At 47.7% G+C, this 25813-nt stretch carries 18 protein-coding genes; 15 read left to right on the top strand and 3 right to left on the bottom strand.

Going from position 1 to position 25813, the window contains the following annotated elements:
• Nucleotides 1–119 precede the first annotated feature (119 nt).
• The 9 genes from OM978_RS21295 to OM978_RS21255 all read left to right on the top strand — a co-directional run bounded on the left by OM978_RS21295 (nucleotide 120) and on the right by OM978_RS21255 (nucleotide 8862).
• Entirely contained in the window at nucleotides 120–2450 is a 2331-nt protein-coding gene (locus OM978_RS21295) for a TonB-dependent hemoglobin/transferrin/lactoferrin family receptor (RefSeq protein ID WP_264344426.1), read from the top strand.
• Nucleotides 2451–2567: 117 nt separating this feature from the next.
• Complete coding sequence (locus OM978_RS21290) at nucleotides 2568–2885, top strand: hypothetical protein (protein ID WP_264344425.1); 318 nt, start codon at nucleotides 2568–2570, stop codon at nucleotides 2883–2885.
• 63 nt (nucleotides 2886–2948) lie between these two features.
• On the top strand, nucleotides 2949–3704 hold the full coding sequence (locus tag OM978_RS21285) for a ZIP family metal transporter (protein ID WP_264344424.1): 756 nt from the start codon (nucleotides 2949–2951) through the stop codon (nucleotides 3702–3704).
• A gap of 230 nt (nucleotides 3705–3934) precedes the next feature.
• Nucleotides 3935–4714: a DeoR/GlpR family DNA-binding transcription regulator gene (locus OM978_RS21280; protein WP_264344423.1), complete on the top strand. Its 780-nt coding sequence runs from the start codon at nucleotides 3935–3937 to the stop codon at nucleotides 4712–4714.
• 6 nt (nucleotides 4715–4720) lie between these two features.
• On the top strand, nucleotides 4721–6550 hold the full coding sequence (gene glmS / locus OM978_RS21275) for a glutamine--fructose-6-phosphate transaminase (isomerizing) (RefSeq protein ID WP_264344422.1): 1830 nt from the start codon (nucleotides 4721–4723) through the stop codon (nucleotides 6548–6550).
• Between the two features lie 291 nt (nucleotides 6551–6841).
• Nucleotides 6842–7267 (top strand): YeeE/YedE family protein, encoded by a 426-nt coding sequence (locus OM978_RS21270; RefSeq protein WP_264344421.1) that lies wholly within the window; start codon nucleotides 6842–6844, stop codon nucleotides 7265–7267.
• A 10-nt stretch (nucleotides 7268–7277) separates the two neighbouring features.
• A complete protein-coding gene (locus OM978_RS21265; RefSeq protein WP_264344420.1) occupies nucleotides 7278–7709 on the top strand; it encodes a DUF6691 family protein in 432 nt (143 codons plus the stop codon).
• 210 nt (nucleotides 7710–7919) lie between these two features.
• On the top strand, nucleotides 7920–8306 hold the full coding sequence (locus OM978_RS21260; RefSeq protein ID WP_264344419.1) for a PadR family transcriptional regulator: 387 nt from the start codon (nucleotides 7920–7922) through the stop codon (nucleotides 8304–8306).
• A gap of 1 nt (nucleotide 8307) precedes the next feature.
• The gene (locus tag OM978_RS21255; RefSeq protein ID WP_264344418.1) at nucleotides 8308–8862 is read left to right on the top strand and encodes an HAAS signaling domain-containing protein; all 555 of its coding nucleotides are present in this window, start codon (nucleotides 8308–8310) and stop codon (nucleotides 8860–8862) included.
• A gap of 17 nt (nucleotides 8863–8879) precedes the next feature.
• Here OM978_RS21255 and OM978_RS21250 read toward each other — a convergent pair whose 3' ends face one another.
• Nucleotides 8880–10976 carry a putative bifunctional diguanylate cyclase/phosphodiesterase gene (locus OM978_RS21250; protein ID WP_264344417.1) on the bottom strand — a complete coding sequence of 699 codons (2097 nt, stop codon included), beginning with the start codon at nucleotides 10974–10976 and terminating at the stop codon, nucleotides 8880–8882.
• Between the two features lie 133 nt (nucleotides 10977–11109).
• Between OM978_RS21250 and OM978_RS21245 the strand changes: the two genes are divergently transcribed.
• Genes OM978_RS21245 through OM978_RS21235 form a run of 3 tightly spaced genes read left to right on the top strand, consistent with a single transcriptional unit; the run spans nucleotide 11110 to nucleotide 16577 of the window.
• Nucleotides 11110–11664 (top strand): Hpt domain-containing protein, encoded by a 555-nt coding sequence (locus tag OM978_RS21245; RefSeq protein ID WP_264344416.1) that lies wholly within the window; start codon nucleotides 11110–11112, stop codon nucleotides 11662–11664.
• A 17-nt stretch (nucleotides 11665–11681) separates the two neighbouring features.
• Nucleotides 11682–16142 carry a PAS domain S-box protein gene (locus OM978_RS21240; RefSeq protein ID WP_264344415.1) on the top strand — a complete coding sequence of 1487 codons (4461 nt, stop codon included), beginning with the start codon at nucleotides 11682–11684 and terminating at the stop codon, nucleotides 16140–16142.
• Between the two features lie 6 nt (nucleotides 16143–16148).
• Entirely contained in the window at nucleotides 16149–16577 is a 429-nt protein-coding gene (locus OM978_RS21235) for a response regulator (RefSeq protein ID WP_264344414.1), read from the top strand.
• An 18-nt stretch (nucleotides 16578–16595) separates the two neighbouring features.
• On the opposite strand, the gene OM978_RS21230 is transcribed toward OM978_RS21235, so the two are convergent.
• Nucleotides 16596–17522: a helix-turn-helix transcriptional regulator gene (locus OM978_RS21230; protein WP_264344413.1), complete on the bottom strand. Its 927-nt coding sequence runs from the start codon at nucleotides 17520–17522 to the stop codon at nucleotides 16596–16598.
• A 24-nt stretch (nucleotides 17523–17546) separates the two neighbouring features.
• On the bottom strand, nucleotides 17547–17870 hold the full coding sequence (locus OM978_RS21225) for a nuclear transport factor 2 family protein (RefSeq protein ID WP_264344412.1): 324 nt from the start codon (nucleotides 17868–17870) through the stop codon (nucleotides 17547–17549).
• 349 nt (nucleotides 17871–18219) lie between these two features.
• On the opposite strand from OM978_RS21225, the gene OM978_RS21220 reads away from it, so the two are divergent.
• The 3 genes from OM978_RS21220 to OM978_RS21210 are packed head-to-tail and all read left to right on the top strand — an operon-like array spanning nucleotide 18220 to nucleotide 25625.
• The gene (locus OM978_RS21220) at nucleotides 18220–19449 is read left to right on the top strand and encodes an efflux RND transporter periplasmic adaptor subunit (RefSeq protein ID WP_264344411.1); all 1230 of its coding nucleotides are present in this window, start codon (nucleotides 18220–18222) and stop codon (nucleotides 19447–19449) included.
• Nucleotides 19450–22542, top strand: coding sequence for a multidrug efflux RND transporter permease subunit (locus OM978_RS21215; RefSeq protein WP_319633889.1), 3093 nt, complete (start codon nucleotides 19450–19452; stop codon nucleotides 22540–22542).
• Entirely contained in the window at nucleotides 22539–25625 is a 3087-nt protein-coding gene (locus OM978_RS21210; protein WP_264344410.1) for an efflux RND transporter permease subunit, read from the top strand. Before OM978_RS21215 ends, OM978_RS21210 begins: the two co-directional genes overlap by 4 nt.
• Nucleotides 25626–25813: the final 188 nt, after the last annotated feature.

Here is a 25813-nt window from a genome sequence, read left to right as displayed (position 1 = left end):
AGTTATTGATATATATAAAAATAAATTAAACTTTATTGTTGAGAATGGTTCTCATTTGATCTAGCATAACGCCATCCTGTGGACTTACCACACCTCTTAAGCTCGTCAAGGAGAGCGTCATGCCCTGTTCTAAAACTTTAATTGCTGTTGCTATTAGCAGCTTATTTTCCACCTCCCTGTTGGCAGAAGTTGCAGCTGAAGAGGCCACAAAAGATTTGTCGCAACTGGATGCAGTGACAGTTACTGCTACTGCGCTTGAGGATAAAAAATCGACCACAGCCAATAGCACAGTGATTAAAGCCAAACAGCTGGAACAACAGCAGGTGCAGCGTTTAGAAGATATGGTGCGTTATATCCCAGGCGTCAGCTTAACTGACCAGGGCCGTTTTGGTTCGGCCGGCTTTAATATCCGTGGTCTGGAAGGCAATCAGGTAGCTATTACGGTCGACGGTTTGTCTGTAGGTGAAACCTTAAACCCGCCAACTTATGCCTTTTACGATTTCTTTGCGGCCGGCCGTGGTGGTATAGACCCGGATGCAGTGAAACAAATTGAAATTGTTAAAGGTGCTGATGCCATAGCTGCTGGCAGTGGTTCTTTAGGTGGTGCCGTGCTTTTTGTCACTAAAGATGCAGCAGACTATTTAGAGCCAGAAGGCAACGATACTTTTGTCCGGTTAAAAGCGGCTTACAGTGGTGCCAATGATGAAACTCAGGGCACTGTGACAGTGGCAAACCGTAGTGGCAAGCTGGAAGCTTTGGCCGTGCTGACCAAGCGTGAAGGCCACGAAATGGAAAACTATGCTGACTCAGCCGAACGTCAGGCCATTACAGGTTCAGGCCGCCCTGTTGCGGATCCGCAGGACAATAGCAGTCACAATATACTAACCAAATTAAAGTACCAACTGACTGATACTCAGGATATTGGCCTGACCGCTGAGTTATTCAAAGCAGATATCGACACCAACAACTTATCCTGGTTAAGCCGCAGCTACCTGACCCGTACCAGTGACGACCAGCAGGAGCGCAGCCGTATTGGCCTAAAATACAATTGGTTAGCAGGTCATCAATTATTTGATGCCTTCTCAACCAGTCTGGATTATCAGAAAACCAATAACGACGCTTTCACTCTGATGTTGGCCCCAGCCAGTGCAGCCCGTTTATGTACCACTGGCCCTTGTTACCGTAGTGAAGATCGCGATTACCAGCAGGATTTGCTGAAATGGGCTTTTGCCTTGGATAAAGAACTACAAACCGAAGGCAGCAGCCATCAACTGGTATACGGCGGGGCTTTGGAACAAAAGTCTGTCGATTTTTCTGCCATTGATACCAGCTACGTTGGCCAGACCATGGAAATTGCCCGGGAAGATATAGATCCGGATTTTGTGCCAGAGACTGACGCTGACTTATGGCATCTTTACATACGCGATAACATTAAATTTAACAACAGTGCTTTTAGCTTAACCAGTGGCCTGCGTTACGATCATGTGTCGTACAAACCTCAGTTAAATGATGGTTTTACTGATGTTACTGGTTCAGTGCAGGACAGTAGCTTCAGCGCAGTAACAGGTCAGTTGGTGGGTAACTATCAACTGACAGAGCAACAAAGTGTAGCGCTACAACTGGGCCGTGGTTTCCGTGCGCCAAGTACAGAAGAAATGTATTTCCAGACCTCATCCGTCAGCCGCACTGAACAAGCCACTGGTACTGTGGTGACTGGTTTATATGGTTCTTTATCTAACCCCAATTTAGAAGCTGAATACAGTACCAATCTGGAACTGGCTTATCAGTGGCAAAGTGAAAACAGCAGAATCAAAGTGGCGGTGTTTAAAGATAACTACCGCGACATGATTGAAAATGTCACCAAAGTACAAAACCCGGGCACTGTGTATGAAAGCTGCACCAGTTTCGGCTGTACTGTCACTCAGGGCAACCCTTATACCATCAACGAGAATGTCGGTGATGTCGATGTCACAGGCGTCGAGTTGCAGGGGGCATGGCGCTTTAATCAAAGCTGGAGTGCTCAGTTCTCTTATAGCCATCATGAAGGTGAAAAAGAAAATGGCGACCCGCTGATCACTATAAGCCCGGATAAACTGGTTGCTGGTGTCAGCTACCGCGCAACCGACTGGTGGAGTCTGGCCGCTAACTTAAGTTACAGCTCAGAAGTGAAAGCTAAAGATGCGTACGAAACGGAAGAAGACGGTACTCAAACCCAATTAGTCACCTATCTGCCAAAAAGCGCTAGTGTGGTGGATTTAGTCAGCAATATGGAGTTTGGCGACAATTGGTTACTGAACGTTGGTGTGTATAACCTGCTGGATAAAGAATACTACCGCTGGGAGCGTATTCGTTATGCCGCCAGCAGCAGAAACAATATCAGTGCCGACGGTATTCAGCGTTACAGCGAACCGGGCCGTTATGCCAAGTTGAGTGTCAGTTACAGTTTCTAAGTTTTGTTTGAGACCAGTTTCATCCTGGTGTTGTAATCCCCACATGTAGGGGCGGTGGCTTGTCCCCGCCCACCGCGCAGTCAACAAAACTGCGGCTTCAAGGACGAAGGGGATTTTATGCTCAACCACCTGCTGGGAAGACAGGTGGTTTTTTTATTCGCCACCATCCTTGGCGCTCACCCTTCGGGCCAATGCTTCGCATTGTTAAAAATCGGTCCTGACGATTTTTTATTCGCAGCCATCCATGGCGCTCACCCTTTGGGCCAGCTGAAGCTGTTAAAAATCGTTCCTGACGATTTTTTATTCGCAGCCATCCTTGGCGCTCACCCTTCGGGCCAGCTGAAGCTGTTAAAAATCGTTCCTGACGATTTTTTCTTTAAAAAACAAAGACCACATAGGAGAAAAAACGTTATAATGTCACAAGTTTTTTATTGAGCTCTTGCAGTTTGAGCCTGACCGTCTTTATCCGCTGTTATTTCCCATAGGACAGGATTTTTTATGTTGACTCTGTTTATCCTGCTGGCTGCCTTTTTGGTGATGCTGGTGTCCCTGTCCGGGGCCGTGTTATTTCTGCTGCCGCAAAGCAAACTGCAACGTTTTTTACCGCTGATTTTAAGCCTGGCTGTGGGTGTATTACTGGCAAATGCCTTTTTACATTTATTGCCGGATGCATTGCAGCACCAGGAGTCGCATCGTCAGCTTTTTGGCTGGGTACTGGCAGGTTTGTTAGGGTTTTACTTTCTGGAACGTGCACTGCAACATGGTCATCCACAACTACCGGATCAAGCGATAAGCACAGCCAGCTATGGCAAAGTGAATCTGGCAGCCGATGGAGTTCACAATTTTATTGATGGTGTATTGATAGCAGGCAGTTTTCTGGTCGACCCTTTATTGGGGGTCACTACCACAGTGGCTATTCTGATCCATGAAATTCCGCAAGAAATTGCCGATGTCGCTGTATTACTGCATGCCGGATTCAGCCGTAAAAAAGCTTTGCTGTATAACCTGTTATCGGCCAGCGCTTGTGTGTTAGGTGCAGTAGCCACGTTAACCATCAGTCACTGGTTAACGCCGAATCTGAATATCTTATTGGCTATTACAGCCGGTGCTTTTATTTATTTAGCCAGTGCCGACTTAATGCCACTGCTGCGCAAAAATGTCGAACAACCTCTCTGGTTACATGGCCTGATGATGGGCCTTGGCGTGCTATTAATGCTGGTGCTGATAGGGCCTGAAGCTTCACATCAACATTAAGTTGTTGTAGGGGCGCGGGCTTGTCCCCGCCCTTCCATGCGTACCGCGGTATTATTAGACGGTCGGGTTCAAGACCTGCCCCTACGTTTTTTATCTAACACCCCCTATAGAGTCCCTATACATCATTCTCCACGGATCGCTCCAGCAAAAGCTAAATTTAACTTTCACTCTTGCACTTATCTTTCGTTTATGTAAAATATCTTTCGAAACGAAACTTAAATGACTGGCAGATGAACAAACGAAACACCCAACAACGCCGCCGCGCTATTCTTGACCTGCTGAATCAGCAGGGCGAAGTCAGTGTTGAGCAGTTGGCTCATCACTTTGAAACCTCTGAAGTGACTGTTCGTAAAGACTTAGCTGCACTGGAAAATAACGGTTTGTTATTGCGTCGTTATGGTGGTGCTGTGCAAGTGCCACATGAACTGATCCAGGAAGCTGCGGTCGAAAAAGTTTCAGAACGAAAGCAAATTCTGGCCAAAGCTGCTGCAGAGCTTATTCGTGATCACAACCGCATTATTCTCGACAGCGGCAGCACCACGGCAGCTTTATTGCCTGAGTTGTCGCATAAACAAGGTTTAGTGGTGATGACCAATTCCTTGTCTATTGCCAATGCTTTACGTGAACTGGAAAACGAGCCTACGCTGTTGATGACAGGTGGCAGCTGGGACCCGCAGTCAGAGGCTTTTCAGGGCCAGCTGGCGGAACAGGTTTTACGTGCATACGATTTTGACCAGCTGTTTATTGGTGCCGATGGCATTGATCTGCAGCGTGGTACTACTACTTTTAATGAGCTGACCAGCTTAAGCCGGGTAATGGCAGAAGTGGCGCGTGAAGTGGTGGTGATGGTGGAGTCCGACAAAATAGGCCGGAAAATCCACAACTTAGAATTGCCCTGGTCGTCCATCAAAATACTGGTAACAGACGACAAGTTACCCGCCAGCGCAAAACAACAAATAGAACAACAAGGCGTGAAGGTGATTTGCGCCCCCCTTGGATCAGTGGAGTAAGACTTTATGTGTGGAATAGTAGGTGCTGTAGCACAACGTGACGTAGTAGACATTCTGGTGGAAGGCTTACGCCGTCTGGAATACCGTGGTTATGACTCTGCCGGTGTGGCGATCATCAGCCCAACAGGCGAATTACAACGTATCCGCCGTTTAGGTAAAGTAAAAGAACTGTCTGACGCAGTAAAATTAACGCCAGTTGTTGGCGGCACTGGTATTGCACACACCCGCTGGGCTACACACGGCGAACCTTCAGAGCGTAATGCTCACCCACACGTATCCGGCAATATTTCTGTAGTGCACAACGGCATTATCGAAAACCACGGCCCGCTGCGTGAAATGTTAAAAGCCAAAGGTTATGTGTTTAATTCTGACACTGACACTGAGGTTATTGCGCACTTAGTGGCTGAAGAAATGAAAACCGCTGGTTCTTTGTTAGCTGCAGTACAAACTGCGGTAAAACAATTTAACGGCGCTTACGGCACTGTATTGATGGACCAAAACGACCCAAGCCATTTAGTTGTGGCCCGTTCAGGCAGCCCATTGGTGATAGGGTTTGGTATCGGCGAAAACTTTATCGCTTCTGACCAGTTAGCTCTGTTACCTGTAACCCGTCGTTTTATGTTTTTAGAAGAAGGCGATGTGGCCGAAATTACCCGTACCAGCGTGACTGTGTACGACAAAAACGGCAAACAAGTAGAGCGCACTATTACTGAATCCACCGCCAGCTACGACGCAGGTGACAAAGGTCAGTACCGTCACTTTATGCTGAAAGAAATCTACGAACAGCCACATGCCATCAACAACACCTTAGAAGGTCGTTTAGGTTCAGACTCAGTGCTGGACGAAACTTTTGGTAACGGTGCCGCTGAACTGTTCAAAAAAGTACGTCACGTGCAAATCGTCGCCTGCGGTACTTCGTACCACTCAGGTATGGTCGCCCGTTACTGGCTGGAATCTTTAGGTGGCATTTCCTGTAACGTGGAAATTGCATCTGAATTCCGTTACCGCAAGTCGTTTGTCCAGCCAGGCAGCCTTTTGGTCAGCATTTCCCAGTCTGGTGAAACTGCAGACACTTTAGCGGCCTTACGTTTAGCCAAAGAAGCGGGTTATATCGGTAGCTTAACTATTTGTAACGTAGCAGGTTCTTCACTGGTGCGTGAATCGGATCTGGCCTTTATGACCCGTGCTGGTGCTGAAATTGGTGTGGCTTCCACTAAAGCCTTCACCACTCAGCTGGTTGGTTTGTCTATGCTGACGCTGGCTATTGGTAAATACAATGGTTTAACGGTTGAGCAGCAACTGGATATGGTGCAGGCATTAAAAACACTGCCATCCAAACTGGAAGAAACCTTAACGCTAGCGCCAAAAATCGAAGCTTTGGCGACAGAGTTTGCCGACAAGCACAACTCATTGTTCTTAGGCCGTGGCGACCAGTATCCAATCGCTATGGAAGGCGCGCTGAAGTTAAAAGAAATTTCTTACATTCACGCTGAAGCTTATGCCGCAGGCGAGCTGAAACACGGCCCATTAGCGCTGATTGACGCTGATATGCCAATTATTGTGGTCGCGCCAAACAACGAACTGCTGGAAAAACTGCAGTCAAACGTGGAAGAAGTGCGCGCCCGAGGCGGCATCATGTACATCTTCGCTGATGTGGATGCGCACTTTAAATCAGACGCAACGCAGCGCGTGATCAGCGTGCCACACGTGCATCCGCTGATCGCACCTATTATCTACACCATCCCACTGCAGTTATTAAGCTACTACGTTGCCATTATCAAAGGCACAGACGTAGACCAGCCCCGTAACTTAGCTAAAAGCGTTACGGTCGAATAAGATATTGATTTAACATTGTTTTTTGTGTGGTCTGACATGGTAGGGGTGAACAAGTCACCCCAAGGATAAGATCTATTTTGTCACCACACATTTTGTAAAGCCTGGGGTTTCCCAGGCTTTTTTATTTGTAGCGAAAAGCTCCTTGTCTCTGACTTTTTACTATTACCCACTCCTGTTTTTTAGCGTTTACTAATATATCTAAATGGTATATGCTTATATCCATAGCGTAGTTTGTTGTTTGCAAAATAAGCAGTTGTTCCATTTCAGCTTTATCAGAAATAGAGGGTATTTATGATTGACTGGACTCAATTTACGCCGCAGTCGGCTTTAACGGGTGGGCTGATGATTGGGCTTGCTTGTGCTTTGTTGTGGTTATTCAACGGTCGTATCGCTGGTGTGATCGGCATTACCGCCGGAACTTTTACCTCCTTAACTACTGAGCGGCAGTGGCGGCTGGCTTTTATTCTGGGTTTGCTGTTTTCGCCCTGGCTCTGGCTGATGTTGGCGCCTTTGCCTGTCGCTGAAGTCACCAGCAACTATGGCTTATTGGCTGCTGCGGGTTTGCTGGTGGGTATTGGTGCTCGCTTAGGTTCGGGTTGCACCAGCGGGCATGGTGTGTGTGGTTTGGCTCGTTTATCTGTGCGTTCTCTGGTCGCCACCCTGACTTTTATGGGCGTGGCTGTGGTCACTGTTTTTATCGTCCGTCATCTGCTGTAAGGACTTCCCAATGCAACAACACCGGCTTTTATCCTTAAGTGCTTTTATCTGTGGCTTGCTCTTTGGTTTGGGTTTATTAATGGCAGGAATGGCGAACCCGGCCAAAGTACTGGGGTTTTTAGATATAACAGGCCTTTGGGATCCGTCTTTGGCTTTGGTGATGCTGGGCGCTATAGCTGTTGCTTTTATTGCCTTCTGGTATAGCAAAAAAATGCCGCACAGCCTGTTAAACACCAAATTCAGCTGGCCTGAAGCCACTGCTATTACCCGCCCATTATTAGCAGGTAGCGCTTTGTTTGGCTTAGGTTGGGGTTTAGTCGGATTATGCCCGGGCCCTGCCTTGGTATTGGCGGGCACTGGTTCTGTTGAAGGGCTTATTTTTATTGTATTTATGCTGGTGGGTATTCGGCTGGTTGATTACTTTCACGCCAGACAAAGCTAAACATTCATTTCATTTTTAACATCGCCTTTTTAACACCCCACCCAACCCAATAAATAGAAGCTGCAATGATGCGGCTTCTATTGTTTCCATCAGATGATTTTCTAACACATCATCAAACATTGCTCAAAAATTCCGCTTGCTAACCCAGAATGTGATATGCTATACATATTACTATGTAGTGCAAGGTATTGTTCATCGCATGGTTACTTTATGACAATAGAAGAGAAAGAAGAAAAAACTCAGGAAAAGTGGGAAGTGCAGTTGCGTAAAGGCACGCTTGAGCTGGTGATTTTGGCAGCGCTGCAACACCGTACTTTGTATGGGCTGGAGCTGTTAAAGCTGCTGCAAAGTTTCAAAAGTGCTGCCATTACCGAAGGCACTTTGTATCCGCTGTTAGACAGGCTGAAACGTGAAGGTATTGTAGATGCGCAGTGGGTGCAGGAAGGCGATGTCAGGCCGCGTAAGTATTACAGCCTGACCGCCACTGGTCATCATAAGCTGGCCGATTTGATCACTTTATGGCGCCAGTCTGTTGCTGATATTGAATTTTTATTGGCTCATCCGGGCCCTGACGCTTTACTAGTTCAAGGAGAATAAAATGGAACAACGTGACGTGATTCATCAGTATCTGAAAGAGCTGGAGCGTTATCTGGCAAGGTTGGAGAAGGTAGAAGCGCAGGAAGTACTAAAGGAAATTGAAAGTCATATTTTTGATGCGATGGACCAGCAACAAGGTTCAGGTCTGGTAGAGGATGCTAAGGCCATTTTGCAGGGCTTTGGTGAGCCGCGTGAGCTGGCTCTAGCCTACATAGCTCATATCACTACAGGTGCGCCGCCTCCTGTTGGTTTTAAAGCTATTCAAAAGGTAAAACAAGGGGTGACCGCTACGTTGTATTACGCCATGGCGGCCTTTGGTTTCAGCATTGCTTTTGCGCTGTTTTTTGTTGCTGGAGCCGAAGTGTTTATGCCGGATTCGGTTGGTGCCTGGTCTGCTGGTAATGGTAACAGTCTGGCTATAGGCTTTTTGGCTGCGCCTTATCCCACCGATCAGGAGCTGCTTGGCGCTTGGCTGACTCCTATTGCAACTTTAGCAGCCTTGCTGGTGTTCACTTTAACCAGACAAGTGCTCAGGGTGTTAAAATATCAGAGATAATCTGCTTGTTAGAAAGCCTATGATGTGGTCTTTTGCTGCAAGTAGGCTTTAAAATCCGCGGCCGACAAAGGTTTGCTAAAAAAATAGCCTTGGCCCATCTGGCAGCCCAATTCCAGTAGCTTGTCTTTTTGCGCTTCTAGTTCAATGCCTTCGGCTATTAACTGCAAATTCATAGACTGAGCCAGGGAAATCACGGCTTTGACTATTTCCATATCGCCTCTGTCGGTCAGCATTTCGTGGACAAAGGATTTATCTATTTTCAGCACGTCGACCTGGAATTTTTTCAAATAAGACAAGCTGGAGTAGCCAGTGCCAAAGTCATCTATCGAAATACAAATACCGGCCGCTTTGAGTTGACTCAACATGCTTTGGGTTTTACTGACATCCAGCATTAACGCACTTTCAGTCACTTCCAGCTCTAACAACCGGGCAGGCATCTGTAACTCTGTCATCAGGCTGCTGATGTGTTTCACCAGCAGTGGATCGGCAAACTGAGCTGCGGCAATATTGACAGATACCGGTACCTGATAACCCAATTGTTGCCAGCTCAGACATTCTATACAGGCCTGACGCAACACTTGCTGCCCCAGTTCGCCAATTAAACCTGTTTCTTCTGCCAGCGGAATAAATTCCATAGGAGAGACCCACTGGCCCTGATGATTCTGCATTCGGGCCAAAGCTTCGGCACCCAATAACTTGCCTGTTTCTAAACAGAGCTTTGGCTGGTAATACACTTGTAGTTGCTGATTGGTTAAGGTGTCACGCAACAGCAATTCCAGTTGATGGCGATGAATGATTTGTTGTTCCAGTTCGTTGGAGAAAAAACTGGTTCTGTTGCGGCCTTCAGATTTGGCTTTAAACATAGCCACATCGGCATGGCGCATAAACATTTCTATGGTTTGGGCGTCGTCCGGATAAATACTGACGCCAATACTGACGGCCATTTGATACTTTTTGTTCTCCAGCACAAAAGGTTGCTGAAACTGACTATGCACCTGACTGGTGAATAAGCCCACTTCTTCAATAGACCACAGCTCTGGCAGCACCAGCACAAACTCATCACCGCCTAAACGAGCCAGTGTTGTGCCGGCATCACAAATGGTGCTCAGCCGCTCTGAAGCCTGTTTGATTAATAAATCGCCGAAGTTATGGCCAATGGAGTCATTGACGTATTTAAAGTGGTCGAGATCAATCAGCAATAAAGCCGATTTATGATGCAACTGCTCTGCTCTTTTGATGGCTTGTTCGATACGATCGTACAGCAGTACCCTGTTGGGTAAATTGGTTAGAGGGTCGTGATTGGCCAGATGACTCATCTTCAGCGCCAGAGCCATACTTTCACTAACATCATGAAACACCACTATGCTGCCAAGGCACTGGCCAGACTGATCAATAATAGGGGCGGCAGAATCCTCCACCTGAAACAACTGGCCTGTGCGCGACACCAACTGGCAATTTAAAGCCATAGCCACTACACGTTGTTCTTTTAACGCGAAATAAATAGGGTTCCAGTGTGGCTCTAAGGTATGAGCATCCCTTAGTTGCATCACTTCTTCAATAGGACGATGCAACGCATCTTTCGCCAGCCAGCCTGTCATACGTTCAGCTATAGGGTTCATAAAGCTGATTTTTCCATCCAGATCTGTGGCTATAACAGCGTCACCTATAGAGCACAGTGTCACCCGCAGCCATTCTTTTTCTGCTTCCACTTGCCGGCTATAGCGGCTTAAATCCAGTAAGTTTTTGATACGGATACGACAGGTTGCTGCATGTAAAGGTTTACGTAAAAAGTCGATGCCACCTTCAGATAATGAGGACAACTCGTGTTCTGTATCGATATGAGAGGTAATAAATACAATAGCTATATCGCGGGTGGCCGGGTCTGCTTTTAATGCTCTGCATACAGCTAAACCGTCCATTTCTGGCATTTCAATATCCAGCACAATCAGCTCTGGGTGATGTTTACGTGCTAAATCCAGTGCTTGGTTACCGCCGGTGGCAAAATACAAAGTAGCCAAGTCCTGCAGTAATTCACGTAATAACAACAAAGAGGATGCCTGGTCATCAACCAATAAGATTTTTGCTGTCGATACGGCGGATGGAGTGATCTGCATCTGGTACTTCCCTGTTTTTTGCCCACTTTTTAGTGTAGACGGAAAAGTTAACCAGATAAAATTTACTGGACAAAGCACGGGATTTTTCAGCTAAAGCCCATTATGCTGTGAGAAATCATCCGGGTAGCTTTCTATGTTGTTTAATTTTAGTGTGCTCGAGCAATTAATTGGCTTTTCTCAGGATGCGTTTTTGCATCTATCTCCTGCTATAGCTCAGCTGGTTGCATCCACTCCGGATGAAATAAAGCAGCTCACTCAGTCATATCAGCAAAAAAATCATAAAGCCCTTGAGCATTCTTTGCATAAGTTGCGTGGCAGTTATGCCACTTTAGGAGCAACGGCTTTACCCGAGTTGTCGCGTTCTCTGGAATTGCTGTTGCAGCAAGGCCAATTGCCTTCAGCCACGGAAATTGCAAGTTATCTGGAATGTCTGCAGCAGACTTCAGCTGCTCTGGATCTATGGTTGAGTCAGTTTAACTACAGCTCAGACAGTGCCTTGCCTGATGTTCAGCTGTATATTCGATACCTTGAAAATAATGATATGCAGGCCTATAGCTTATTTCAGGTACAAAGAGCAGGCTGGATAGCTTATCTTGGGCCTGATGATTTTGTGCTGATGGAGCAGGACGTCATGACGTTAAACTTTATAGCAGTGGCTGAGCGCTTAAAGCAGCGTATTGGTAAATAAGGAAAGGGATCAGACTAATGGCATGGCTTAAACGTAACCTGCAGGATATGGCGGCAATTTTGATTCCAACGCTGCTACTTGCGGCTGTAGGGTTCTATCTATCTGCTCATTTGGAGCAACGCCAGCATGAGCAAAATCAGCAGCGTATTCAACAAAGTTTAGATGCAAAAGCGGATCAGCTGGCTGATGCTATTACCGAAAAACTGACTATTTATCAATATGGTTTGCGTGGTGTCCGTGGGGCTGTATTGAGTGCTGGTCCAGAGAATTTTGATCATTCGAATATGCTGTCTTATAGTCAAAGCCGTGACCTGACTACTGAATTCCCTGGCGCCCGTGGTTTTGGCATTATCCGCAACGTTGCTCCTGCCGATCTGTCTGAATTTTTATTAAAGGCTAAAGCCGAAAATGCCGATGGCTTTAGTTTTCGTCAGCAGAACACGCATTCACATGATTTGTTTGTGATCCAGTATATTGAGCCCATAGCCGACAATGAAGAAGCTATAGGTTTTGATATTGCCTCAGAGCAAATCAGATACCAGACTGCATTAAAAGCTGTGCGGGAAAACAGAGCTGTACTGACAGAACCCGTTACACTGGTGCAAGCCCAAAGCAAAAAATCGCAGGGTTTTTTATTGTTAATGCCTATTTATCAGCAAGGCAAAGCTCCTGAATCAGAATCAGAACGTCATCAGCAACTCTATGGCTTGGCTTATGCGCCCTTAACCATTGATGAAATCTTATCCAGTATCAAAACTGCGGATGCAGAAGTGCAATTGGAGGTCATAGATATGGCCTTTAATCCACAGCAGGCATTTTTTAAAAGAGCAGTGACAAACTCGGCGTTAACCGGGCATAAGGCTGATCATCAGCTGTCCATTTTTGGCCGCAACTGGCAAGTGAGGCTGGAGGCGACAGAGCATTTTGTTGCAGCATTGAATTTGCAAAGACCTGCAAATGTTTTTTACATCAGCTTGAGTATCATTGCCTTACTGATCGTGATTTTTGTTTTTATGCAATTGACCTTCTCACGCCGTTTGCAGTTATCCAGACATAGGTCGGTATTGGCTGCGATAGTGGAAAATGCCAACGAGGCGGTGATTGGTTCTGACAAGCAAGGACTGATCAACAGCTGGAACCCGGCTGCTGTACAAATGTTTGGTTACAGTGAAGCAGAGGCCATAGGTAAAACCATTAGCGAACTGATTGTGCCTGCTACACATCAAGCGGAACAACTGCAACTGGAACAAGAGGTTCGGGCTGGTCAAAAAGTACGTTACAGACAAAGCGTGCGTCAGCATCAATCCGGGCAACAGTATCCGGTGTCGTTAAATCTGTCACCTATTCTGGATGAAAAAGGCCAGTTTATCGGTTCTGCGCTGACAGTGAACGATATCAGCCATATCAAACAAGCTGAGCAAAGGCTGCAGCAAGCGAATGAAGAGCTGGAGCATCAGGTTGAACTCCGTACCGTTGAGATTGAACGAGTCTCCACCTTACAGCGTAGTATTTTGCGCAACGCCAACTACGCCATTATTACCACTGATTTAAACGGCATGATTACGTCTTTTAACCCTGCAGCTGAAGCTATGTTGCAGTATAAGGAAGCTGAAGTTATTGGTCGTTATGGCCCTGATATCATTCATGATCCGGATGAAATGGCAGAATACTCACAGCAACTGACCACACAGTTGGGTCATCAGGTTGACGCCGATATCACTGTGTTGGTTGAAAAAACCAAACAAGGCCAAACCGATAACAGAGAGTGGACTTATATTCGTAAAGATGGCAGTCGCTTTCCTGTACAGGTTGCGGTCACAGCTTTATTGGATCAGCAAAAACAAGTGGTGGGTTATTTAGGCATTGCCCGGGATTTAACGCTGCAAAAAGAGCTGGAATTTGAGTTGGCGCTGGCCAAAGTGTCCACAGAGCAAAGCCCGGATTTAGTCTTTTGGTTAAACGGCACTGCTGATGTTATTAAAGCCAATCCTGCCGCTTTGGCCTGCTGCACTGCAAGTTTAAGCCCAGCTGATCTGGCATTGCATTTAGTAGGCGATAGGTTACAGCAACTTGTTCTGAGCACAGAGAGAAAACGCAGTGTGCAGTTTGAAACCCAGTTTGAGGACTCAGAAGGCGCTGTTATACCTTTGTCGGTGAACTTGTCCTGGATCCGTTTTGAACAGCAGGATTATTTTTATCTGGTGGCCCGTGATCGCTCTGAGCAACACAAAAGAGAGCAGGAACTGGCCTATGCGCGGCGACTGGCTGACGCAGCCAATGATGCAAAGTCGTCCTTTTTGGCCAATATGAGCCATGAAATCCGCACGCCAATGAACGCTATTCTCGGCATGTTACAACTGGTGCAGCAAACCAGTTTAACCAGCAGGCAAGAAGATTATATCCGTCAGACCGAAATGGCTGCTAAGTCCTTATTGGCTATTCTGAACGACATTCTGGATTTCTCTAAAGTAGAGGCCGGCAAACTGGAGATGGATAGTCATAGCTTTGAACTGGCATCGCTGATGGAGGATTTGGGCACTATTTTATCGGCCAATCTGGGCAGCAAAGATGTAGAAGTACTGTATCAGTTTGCTGAAGATTTACCGCAGCTGGTGGTGGGTGACAGTTTACGACTAAAACAGGTACTGTTAAACCTGACTGGTAATGCCATCAAGTTCACCGAAAAAGGTGAAATAGTACTGAGCCTGGAGGTGACAGAGCGCACTGCAGAAGCCGCCAAAATTAAGTTTAAAGTCACAGACACTGGCATAGGCATGACAGAGCAACAACTGGCAGTGATTTTCCAGAGTTTCAGTCAGGCGGAGTCTTCTATTAGTCGTCGTTATGGCGGTACAGGTTTAGGTCTGGCCATTAGTAAAGGTTTGGTCGAGCTGATGGGCGGTCAATTGTCTGTGGATAGTCAGTTGGGATCTGGTAGCAGTTTTGAGTTTGAACTCTGGTTTAACTGTTTAAGCCTGAATGCAGCTCAAGCCGACCTGTCTTTGTTACAGGATTTAAGAGTGCTGGTGGTGGACGATAACCAGCAATCCAGACAAATTTTATCTGAAGTGATGCGGCATTATGGTTGTCAGGTGGATTTAGCCAGCAGTGGTGAACAAGCTCTACAACTGTTGCAGCAACAAAACGGCTATAAGCTGGTTTTGCTCGACTGGCTGATGCCTGGCATGGACGGCTGGCAGACGGCGGAAAAAATCCGTCAGTTAGTGCAAGGCCCTGATATGCCACTGGTGATTATGGTCACAGCTCATGGTCGTGAATGTCTGGCGCAAAAACAGCAGGAAGAACAAAGTCAGCATTTATTGAATGGTTTTATTGTCAAACCTGTCACTCCGAGCCGGTTGCTGGATGCAGTACTGGATGCGCTGGCAGGTAAACAGATGTTTTCCAATGCACTTCAAGACGCGGCACCACGTCAAAGTCGCCTGAACGGTTTGCAGCTGTTATTGGTGGAAGACAATCCAACCAACCAAATCGTTGCTTCGGAGTTATTAGGTAACGAAGGCGCTTTAGTGGATATAGCGCCTGGCGGCACTTTTGCTCTGGCCATGCTGGAGCAGGAACCGGATAAATACGATTTGGTGCTGATGGATATTCAAATGCCGGATATGGACGGCTATGAAACCACCAGACGTATTCGTAGCAAAGCCGCTATGTTGACCTTGCCTATAGTCGCCATGACCGCCAATGCGATGCAGTCAGACAAGCAGGCTTGCCTGGACTCTGGCATGAATGACCATGTAGCCAAACCTTTTGCGATAGACACCCTGGTGCAAACCATATTGAAATGGTCGAAAACGCCGGTTGACCCTAGTTTGCCTGTTGCTGTAATTCAACAACCATTGCTTAGTCCGGCGTTGGTGGATGCGGCTTTACTGCAAGGTGTACAACTGAATTCAGCATTAAACCGTCTGGGCAACTCGGTTACTGTGTATCACAAAACCCTGAAGTCTTTTGTCACTGAGCTGGATGCTGCTCTGATTAAACTAAAAGCCGGCCCTGGGGCCTTCACAGAAAAAGAGCTATATTTGCTGGCGCATTCATTGAAGGGATCGGCCAGTTCTCTGGGCATAGTGCGTTTATCAGAGCCAGCCGCCGCTATTGAACAATCGATCAAACAAAAAACGGCCTTAGATTTGCCTAAAGCTCTAGCTAAATTTGTTGCCGATGCAGAAGCTTTTGCCAGTTTTGCACCTGTATTATTGGCCGAAACCGCACCTGCAGAAGAGCCTATAGCTCTGATGCCCAGTGACACTGAACTGTCAGAGCTGCTTGGCCAGCTGCAGTCTTCTTTGCAAAGTTTTAATATGAATGCTTTGGATCAGTTTACTGAACTTAAAGGTGCACTACATAGCCTGAACCCAGAGTGGGTTAGTAAACTGGAAAGCGCTTTAGACCAATTGAATTTTATTCAGGCTCTGCAGTATACAGAGCAGTACCAGACATTACTGAAAAGGTAGTTATTGATGAGTGTCACCCCGTTACATAACGCGGACAAAATAAAAATACTGGTGGTGGACGACCAGCCAGTGAATATTCAAATCATTCACCAGATGCTGAATGCCGAGTATCAGATTTTTATGGCCACCTCCGGCGCTCAGGCTATTACGTTGTGCCAAAACAACCCGCCTGATTTGATCCTGCTGGATGTGGTAATGCCTGAACTGGATGGATTAGCGACCTGCCGTTTACTTAAACAACAACCTGAGCTGGCCAACATTCCGGTGATCTTTGTTAGTGGTATGCAAAGTCAGGAAGATGAAGCTTTATGTTGGGAAGCTGGAGGAGCTGATTTTGTGATCAAACCTGTGCATGCAGTCACTTTAAAACACAGGATCAAAACCCAGCTCAAACTAACGCAGATGCAGGACTTATTACAGCAGCAGAAAGGCTGAATTGAAAGCTTAAGCCCATCAGGAATAGAGCGCTAAAACAGCGCTGCTTTGGCTGCGCATTTCTTGCTTTAACTCTTCAGGAGCCAGCACTTTTGCTGCAGTGCCAAGCGATAATACCCAGCAGGCCAACGAAGTCCAGTCGCTGCAGTTCAGCGTCATCATCACACCTGTGGCATGTTGTTGTTCATCGGTGATCCCTTGCCACCATTCCCGTCTGGCTCTGTCTGCTGCTGTATGTGCAAACAGGATCTGTGCTGTCAGTTGTGCTGGTGGAGTACCGCTTTGCAAAAAGTCTTTAGCGTTAAAGTCGCTTCTGGCCTGAAACTGTTCAGCCTGAAGCTGTAAGTTGTGGATGCGGTCGGTGCGAAAATCACGGTAGTCTTGTCGCAGTCTGCACCAGGCAATCAAATGCCAGCGCCCCAGATAAAACACTAAACCAGCAGCTTCTACTTCACGTTGGCTATGAGTTTGATTGGCATTCTTATAGTCGAAAGTCAGTAGCTGTTGTCGTGCTATGGCTTGTTGTAATACCGACAAATCCGCCTGCTGTGGATGTTCAGTCTGTGGAGTGGCCATGCCTCTGGCGAGCAGTTCCAGCCGGTGTTTGGCCTCATTGGGCAATACAGCTTTGATTTTATCTAAAGCCGACTGCATTTTTTCGTTATAGCTGTGGGTGGTCATGCGCTGCGCCAGCATTACGCCGGTCGACAGTGCATAAGCTTCCTGTTCGGAGAAATTAACAGGGGGTAATAAATAGCCTTTCATCAGGCTATAGCCTATGCCTGCTTCGGCCAGAATAGGCACACCAGCCTCGCCTAAAGCCGCAATATCACGGTAAATAGTGCGCACACTTAAACCAAAGTGTTCTGCCATGGCTTCGGCTGTGCAAGTGCGACGACTTTGTAAATACAAAATCAGCGCCAGCAGTCGATCAATACGATTCATCAGCTTCTCTTGTTATTGACGCAGTTAACGGATCATCAGACGACTGATTTTGCCATCCTGCAAGGCAAATACATAGTTCAGCTGAATGGGGCTACCCTGAAACTGGCCTGATACTTTGGCTTTCACCCAGACTTCGCCATAATTGTGCTGTGCCGTCAGTACCTGAACCAGAGGCTGGTACTTTTGTTGGCTTTGCTGCAGCCAAAGCTGGATCGACTCCAGTCCTGTCAGTTGCTGACCTTCATCAAAGACTGACGCGTCCGGGTCAAAACACTCGGCCGCCAGTTGGTTATTTCTGGCATTAGTGGCTGAAAAATAACGATCAATAGCAGTATCTAACAAAGTCATGATGCGCTCCTTTTACTTGACCCTGCCAGATTAGCAACTCAGACTGACAACCTTATGTCAGTAGCCTGAAGTTTTAATCCAGAAAAATCTGTTCGCAGATAAAGTATTAGCTGTTGTGAGCTAAAAGCCTGATGTCAGTAGCAAGACGAAACCTGTTCAACTGATCCTTTTGTCTTTTATGGCTGTATTTTGTCCGGCACTTCGATTTTTGTCGCTGTAAAAAGCTATCTGACCGAATGTCAGACCATCTTTACTCAATCTTGACATTCGCTTCATTGCAGCGCTTTACAGGCTGAATTAGAGTAGGCCCGTTTTACTCATTTATAGTTTTGTTATAGGGATTTATGTTATGTCTTTGCTGAAAAAGCCTGTTGTGTTAGCTGCTGGTCTGGCTGTTGCCATTGCTGCTCTGTATTGGTTCTGGCCAAGTGCTGAACCTGCCGCTGGAGCAGGACAAGCTGCTGCAGGCAAAGCTGGAGCCGGACAAAAACCGGCTGGGCAAAGACCCGGAGGCCCACGACCTGCCGGCGCTGGTGCAGCTGCGAATCCCTGGGCTATGCCTGTACCAGTGCGGGTGATTGAAGCGGGTTCTACTGATTTAAAAGTGCAGATTAAAGCCATAGGCACAGTGACGCCTTTGAATACTGTGCTGGTGCAAAGCCGTGTGGCTGGCCCCTTGCAGCAAGTGTTTTTCGAAGAAGGCCAAAAAGTTGAAGCGGGCCAATTATTAGCGCAGATTGATCCGGCCGATTATAAAGTAGAGTTGGCGCAGGCTCAGGGTCAGAAAGAGCAAAATATAGCGCTGCTGAAAAGTGCAGAGCAGGATTTAGAGCGTTTTGCCAAACTCAAAGAGCAAAATACGATAGCGGCACAGCAAATGAATGCGCAGCAGGCTTTAGTCAGCCAGCTCAAAGGTGCTATTAAGTCGAATCAGGCCGCTATTGATGCTGCTGCTTTGCAGTTGTCTTATACCCAAATCAAAGCGCCTATCAGTGGTCGTTTGGGCTTACGTGCTGTCGACCCTGGCAATTTAATTCAGGCCAACAGCGCTGAAGGTTTAGTGACTATTACCCAAAGTTCACCTATAGCTGTGGTTTTTACTATTCCTGAGACTCAGTTGCAGCAAGTGCGTACGGCATTTCGTGCCGGAGCAGCTTTGTCAGTGGAAGCATGGGACAGAGCGGAACAAATGCCGCTGACCAGCGGTACTTTAACCACCCTGGACAACCAGATTGATATAGCCACAGGCACTTTGAAGCTCAAAGCCGAGTTTGCCAATCAGAACGAAGAGTTATTCCCCAACCAGTTTGTTAATGTGCGTTTAAATGTGGCCGTGCAAAGTGGCGCTGTGACTATTCCGCAAGACGCTGTGCAATATGGTGCTCAGGGCACTTATGTTTATATGGTTGATGACAACAACAAAGCTCAAATCCGTCAGTTGAAATTAGGTGCTGTGGACAACGGTTTAGTGGCTGTCGAAGAAGGCTTAAAAGCGGGTGATAAAGTGGTTCTTGAAGGGTTGGATCGTCTAAGACCGGACCGTGAGGTTGAGGTGATCCAGGACGTGCCTAAGGGGTAAATGATGAACCTGTCCAAGCCTTTTATTTTACGCCCTGTAGCGACGTCGTTATTGATGCTGGCGATTCTAATCGCCGGTATTTTGAGCTGGCGTTTATTGCCTGTGGCTGCCTTGCCTCAGGTCGATTACCCTATTATTCAGGTGTTTAGCTTTAACCCTGGTGCCAGCCCTGACATTATGGCGCGCACAGTTACAGCGCCCTTAGAACGGCGTTTAGGCCAGATACCAGGCCTGAAACAAATGTCGTCCAATAGCTCGGCCGGTGCATCGGTGATTACGCTGCAATTTGCCTTAGTGGTCGATATGGGTGTGGCCGAACAGGAAGTGCAGGCTGCTATTAATACGGCTTCCTCGTTATTACCTAATGATTTACCTACACCACCTGTGTATCGCAAAGTGAATCCGGCCGACGCGCCTATTCTGACCTTAGCCGTCAGCTCTGATACTTTGCCATTGCCTGCAGTCTATGATTTAGTCGATACCCGTATGGCACAGAAGTTAGCTCAGTTGACGGGCGTGGGTATGGTCAGTCTGGCTGGTGGTCAACGCCCTGCCATTCGGGTCAAAGCTAATCCTGCCGCTTTAGCCAGTCTGGATCTAAGTGTTGAAAGCCTGCGTACTGCGATAGCCGCAGCCAATACCAATCAACCAAAAGGCAGTTTTGATGGTGCTTTTCGCTCCACCATGCTTGAAGCCAATGATCAAATTCGCAGCACAGACGAATACAAAGAGCTGATTATTGCGTATCGCGAAGGCGCGCCTATCCGCTTAAAAGATGTGGCTAAAATTGAAAATGGCGCTGAAGACCGTTTTCTTGCGGCCTGGGCCAACCAAAAAGCTGCTGTGCTGGTCAATATTCAGCGCCAGCCCGGTGCCAATGTGATTGATGTCGCAGACAGAGTGCAGGAGTTATTGCCGCAACTGACGGCCACTATGCCTGCTGCTGTGAAAGTGGAAGTCTTAACAGACCGGACTCACAGTATTCGTGCTTCAGTGCGTGATGTGCAAAAAGAGCTGATCTTCGCCATAGTGCTGGTGGTATTAGTCACCTTCGCATTTTTACGCAGTATTCCGGCCACTATTATCCCTAGTCTGGCCGTGCCTTTGTCCTTGATTGGTACTTTTGCTGTGATGGTGTTGCTGGATTTCTCTGTTAACAACCTGACCTTAATGGCCTTGACCATAGCCACAGGTTTTGTGGTGGATGACGCCATCGTCATGCTGGAAAACGTAGCGCGGCACCGTGAACAAGGTGCATCCCCAATGGAAGCTGCACTGAAAGGCGCCAAAGAAATTGGTTTTACGCTGATATCCCTGACCTTTTCGCTGATCGCTGTGCTTATCCCTCTGCTCTTTATGGCAGATGTGGTCGGCCGGCTGTTTTTTGAATTTGCCGTCACTTTGGCTGTGGCTATTCTGATCTCCCTGGTGGTGTCTTTAACTCTGACCCCTATGCTCTGTGCGCGTCTATTAAAAACTCTGCCCGAGCATCATGATCAAAATGGTTTAATGGACCGCATTATTGCTGCTTATGGCCGTGGTTTGCAGTGGGTGTTACGTCATCAAACCTTAGCTATGTTCAGTATGTTGGCGACTGTGGCATTAACTGCTCTGTTGTATCTGGCTGTGCCTAAAGGCTTTTTCCCTGTGCAGGACAGTGGTGTGATTCAGGTGGTGACTGAAGCACCGCAGGATATTTCTTTTCAGGCTATGGCGTCACGCCAACAGGAACTGGCTGAAAATATTCTGCAGCACCCGGATGTCAGCAGTTTGTCGTCTTTTATTGGGGTGGATGGCAGCAATACCAGCATTAACAGTGGCCGTATTCAGATCAATCTGAAACAACATGGCGAACGCGATTTGTCTGCAGTTGAGGTGATCCGTGAGCTGGAGCAGCAAGTGCAGGCCGTGCCTGGTATAAAAGGCTGGTTCCAGCCGGTGCAGGAATTGAGTATTGAAGACAGAGTCAGCCGTACTCAGTATCAATTCAGCTTAACCACGCCCGATCAGGAGGTGCTGAATCAGTGGTTACCTGATTTGGTTGAAGCCTTGCAACAACGACCTGAATTATCCGAAGTGGCGCATGATTTACAGCAGCAGGGTTTACAGGCTTATATCGACATCGACCGCACTGCAGCTGCACGTTTAGGCATTAATGTGTCGCAAATCAGTACTGTGCTGCAAAGCGCCTATAGTCAGCGTCAGGTCACGACCTTATTTACTCAGGCCAATCAGTACCGGGTGATTTTGGAAGTGGACCCTGATCAGATTAACGGTGTTGATGCGCTGAATAAGCTCTATATCAGCTCGGCTTCTGGTACTCCTGTGCCTTTATCTGCAGTAGCTAAAGTGACACAACGACCTGCCAAGTTATTGATTAACCATCAGGGCCAATTCCCTTCTGTTACTTTGTCTTTTAACCTGGCTGCCGGTTATTCCTTGGGTGAAGCTGTGGCTGCTATTGAAGAAGTGCAGCAACAATTACAAATGCCTGCCGAAGTGGAGCTGACCTTTCAGGGCGCAGCTGAAGCCTTCCGCGCGTCCTTGAGTAATACGCTCTGGCTGGTGCTGGCTGCTGTAGTCACCATGTACATAGTGCTGGGTATTTTGTATGAAAGCTTAATTCACCCGGTCACCATATTGTCGACTTTACCTTCAGCTACAGTGGGGGCTTTGTTGGCGCTGCTCATCACAGGCCAGCCGCTGGATCTGATTGCCGTGATCGGCATAGTGCTGCTAATAGGTTTGGTGAAGAAAAACGGCATTATGATGGTCGACTTTGCGTTGGAAGCGCAGCGGCATCAGGGCTTATCGCCAACCGAAGCTATCTATCAGGCGGCCTTAATGCGGTTCCGGCCCATTCTAATGACGACTTTAGCTGCGCTCTTTGGTGCCATTCCATTGTTACTGGCCAGCGGTTCAGGTGCGGAGTTGCGTCAGCCTTTAGGTTTAGTGATGGTCGGCGGTTTGTTAGTCAGTCAGGTGTTGACGCTCTTTACCACGCCTGTGGTGTATTTATGGTTTGATCGCCACTTCAGTGGCAAAGAAAGCAGCAAAGAGGCGGTAGCTGAAGTTGAGGCGAAAGTGCTATGAATTTAGCTCAGCCCTTTATTCAGCGCCCTGTGGCCAGTGGCTTAATTGCCACTGCTATTTTGCTGCTGGGCATGTTGTGCTGGCGCTTATTGCCAGTATCACCTTTGCCTGCTGTCGATTTTCCAATGATAGTGGTCACCGCCAGTTTGCCTGGTGCCAGCCCTGAAAGTATGGCCGCTACTGTTGCCACGCCACTGGAACGGGCTTTAGGTAGTATTGCTGGTATTAACCGCATCAGCTCCAGCAGTAATCAGGGTTCAGCGCAAATACGGCTGGAGTTTGATTTGGACCGCAATGTGGATGAAGCGGCCCGTGAAGTACAGGCTGCTATTAATGCCGCCCGCAGCCAGTTGCCATCCGGTATGCCGGGCAATCCAAGTTACCGCAAATTTAACCCGTCACAGGCCCCTGTGATGGCGCTGGCGCTAAGCTCTGAACATTTAGCCTCCAGTGCTTTATACGATGCCGCCTCTACTGTATTAGCACAGAAACTGGCGGCTATCACTGGTGTGGGCGAAGTGGAAGTGGCTGGAGCTTCCTTGCCTGCTGTGCGGGTGCAACTGAATCCGGGCATGCTGACTCAATATGGTGTGGCTTTGGATGAAGTACGCAGCGCGATCAGTGGTGCTAATGCCTCAGTGCCTTTGGGTGTGCTGGAAAGCAGCGATCAACGTTGGCAATTAGCGACCAGTCAGACCTTACGTCAGGCCTCAGATTATCAGTCGTTAGTGGTGAAGTATGTCAACGGTGCGCCTATCCGTTTATCAGATGTAGCTTTAGTGACAGACTCCACTGAAAACCGCTACAGCGCTGGTTTTCATAACGATAAAAACGCGGTGATTTTATTGGTCAGCCGTCGTACTGGTGCCAATATTGTTGAAACCATAGATGCTATTTATCAACAGATGCCGTTGTTGCGGGCACTGATACCAGCAGATGCTGATTTAGCTGTGGTGATGGATCGCAGCCCCGTGATCCGCGCTACCTTAACTGAAGCGCAAATCAGTTTATTGATTGCTGTGGTCTTGGTTGTGCTGGTGGTCTGGGCCTTTTTAGGCAGCCTGCGCAGTGCGCTGATCCCAAGTCTGGCTATTCCTGTGTCTTTGATTGGCTCTTTTACCGTGATGTATCTCTGTGATTTTTCGCTGAATAACTTGTCGGTGATGGCGCTGATTGTCGCTACAGGTTTAGTGGTGGATGATGCCATTGTCGTAGTCGAAAATATTAAACGCCATATAGAACGTGGTTTAACTCCTTTGCAAGCTGCGCGGCAAGGTGCGTCTGAAGTTGGTTTTACCTTGCTGGCAATGAACCTGGCTTTAGTCGTAATTTTCCTGTCGATTTTATTTATGGGCGGTTTGGTCGAGCGTTTATTCCGCGAGTTTTCTATCACGCTGGCTGCCGCCATGATGATCAGTCTGGTGATTTCGCTGACCTTAACGCCAAGCTTATCGGCGTTACTGCTGAAGGCCAAAAAGCCGGGTGACACTGAAGCCGGAGCTTTTCAGAAGTTTCAGCAGAAGTATCATCAGAGCGTGGCCTGGAGCTTAGATCATTACCGCTGGTTTTTGGCCGGATTAGTGCTGCTATTTGCTGCCAATGCCTGGTTGTACACTCAAGTGCCAACAGGTTTATTGCCGGATCAGGACACAGGCCAGCTCAATGGTTTTGTTCGTGGTGATGATGGTTTCTCCTTTCAGATCATGCAGCCAAAAATTGAAGCTTTCCGTCAGCATTTGTTAAAAGACCCCGCTATTGCTGATGTGACAGGCTCCAGCGGCGGTGATATGGGCATCAGCAACAGCTGGATGCGTGTGCGGTTAAAACCTCTGGCTGAGCGTAAAATATCAGCCCAGCAGGTGGTGGATCGTATTCGCGCTACAGCCCCTAAAGTACCGGGTGGCATGGTGTTTATGAATGTGGATCAGGACATCCGTTTGTCATCGCCTTTTGGCCGCAGTGACTACGAGCTGCTGATGTTATCCGGTGATTTGCAACTGCTGCGCAAATGGAGCAAACAAGTCGCGGAAAAAATGCAGGAATTGCCGGAGCTGGTGGATGTGGATACGCCCAGCGGCGAAGATGCACAGCAAATTTCTTTAACCATAGACAGGGAAGCGGCACAGCGTTTAGGTGTGGATATGCGCACCATTGCTACCTTGCTGAATAACTCTTTCTCACAACGGCAGGTTGCTACTTTGTACGATGAGATGAATCAATACCGTGTGGTGATGGAACTGACACCAGGTTATACAGCTCAGCCTGAAGTATTAAAGCAACTGCAACTGGTGACAGCAGATGGCAATAGGGTGCCTTTATCCAGCATTGCCAGCTACCAGTACAGTCTGGCGAATGACCGTATCCGCCACGACAACCAGTTTGCTTCCGTTGGTATTGGTTATGGTTTAGCGCCTGGTGTGACTTTACAGCAAGCCTCTGCGGCCATAGAAAACGTGCTGGCGCGTCTGATGGTGCCAACTGGCATTCATACCATCAATGGTGAAGATCAGCGTAATGCCATGTTTAAAAGCGGCGATCAGCTCTGGCTGATTATTGGTGTGATTTTAACTGTGTATCTGCTGCTCGGCGTGTTGTATGAAAGCACTATTCAGCCGATTACCATTTTATCGACCTTGCCTTGTGCTGGTTTAGGAGCTTTGCTGGCGCTTTATGTCAGCAATACCGACTTTAACCTGATAGCTCTGCTGGGGCTGTTTTTGCTGATAGGCATAGTGATGAAAAACGCCATCTTGCTGGTCGATTTTGCCTTGCATGCTGAACGAGATCTGGGTTTATCACCGAAAGAAGCGGTCGCTTTGGCGGCGGCACAACGTTTGCGTCCTATTTTAATGACCAACTTTGCTGCTTTGTTAGGTGCCGTGCCATTGCTGTTTGGTATGGGCGAAGGCTCAGAGCTGCGCCAGCCTTTGGGTATCACCATAGTGGGAGGTTTGTTGGTCAGTCAGTTGTTAACTTTATACAGTACGCCAGCCGTCTATCTGGTGTTAAGTAAATTCCGCAGTACCAGATCGGCAGAGCTGTTGGTATCGGGCGCGGCAGCTGAAAAAAAGGCTGAGGTTTAACTCAGCCTTAAGGGATGAATACTCATCCAGTACCAGGAATGTTTTTGAACAGCTTTAGCTGGCCCGTCAGGGCGAAGCCGGATGAAGCATTGCCAACAGTTTGGCAATGTCCGGATGAGCGCCAGTGGCTCTGTCCACTGGCCGGTTGAGGCCACGGATGGCGCGAATAAAATGAGCAAGGCCAACCG

Origin of the sequence: Rheinheimera sp. MM224 (genome assembly GCF_947090785.1) — a bacterium.
Taxonomy (GTDB): domain Bacteria; phylum Pseudomonadota; class Gammaproteobacteria; order Enterobacterales; family Alteromonadaceae; genus Pararheinheimera.
The sequence above is the reverse complement of the archived record's forward strand: the minus strand, read 5'-3'. Positions and strand labels throughout refer to the sequence as shown.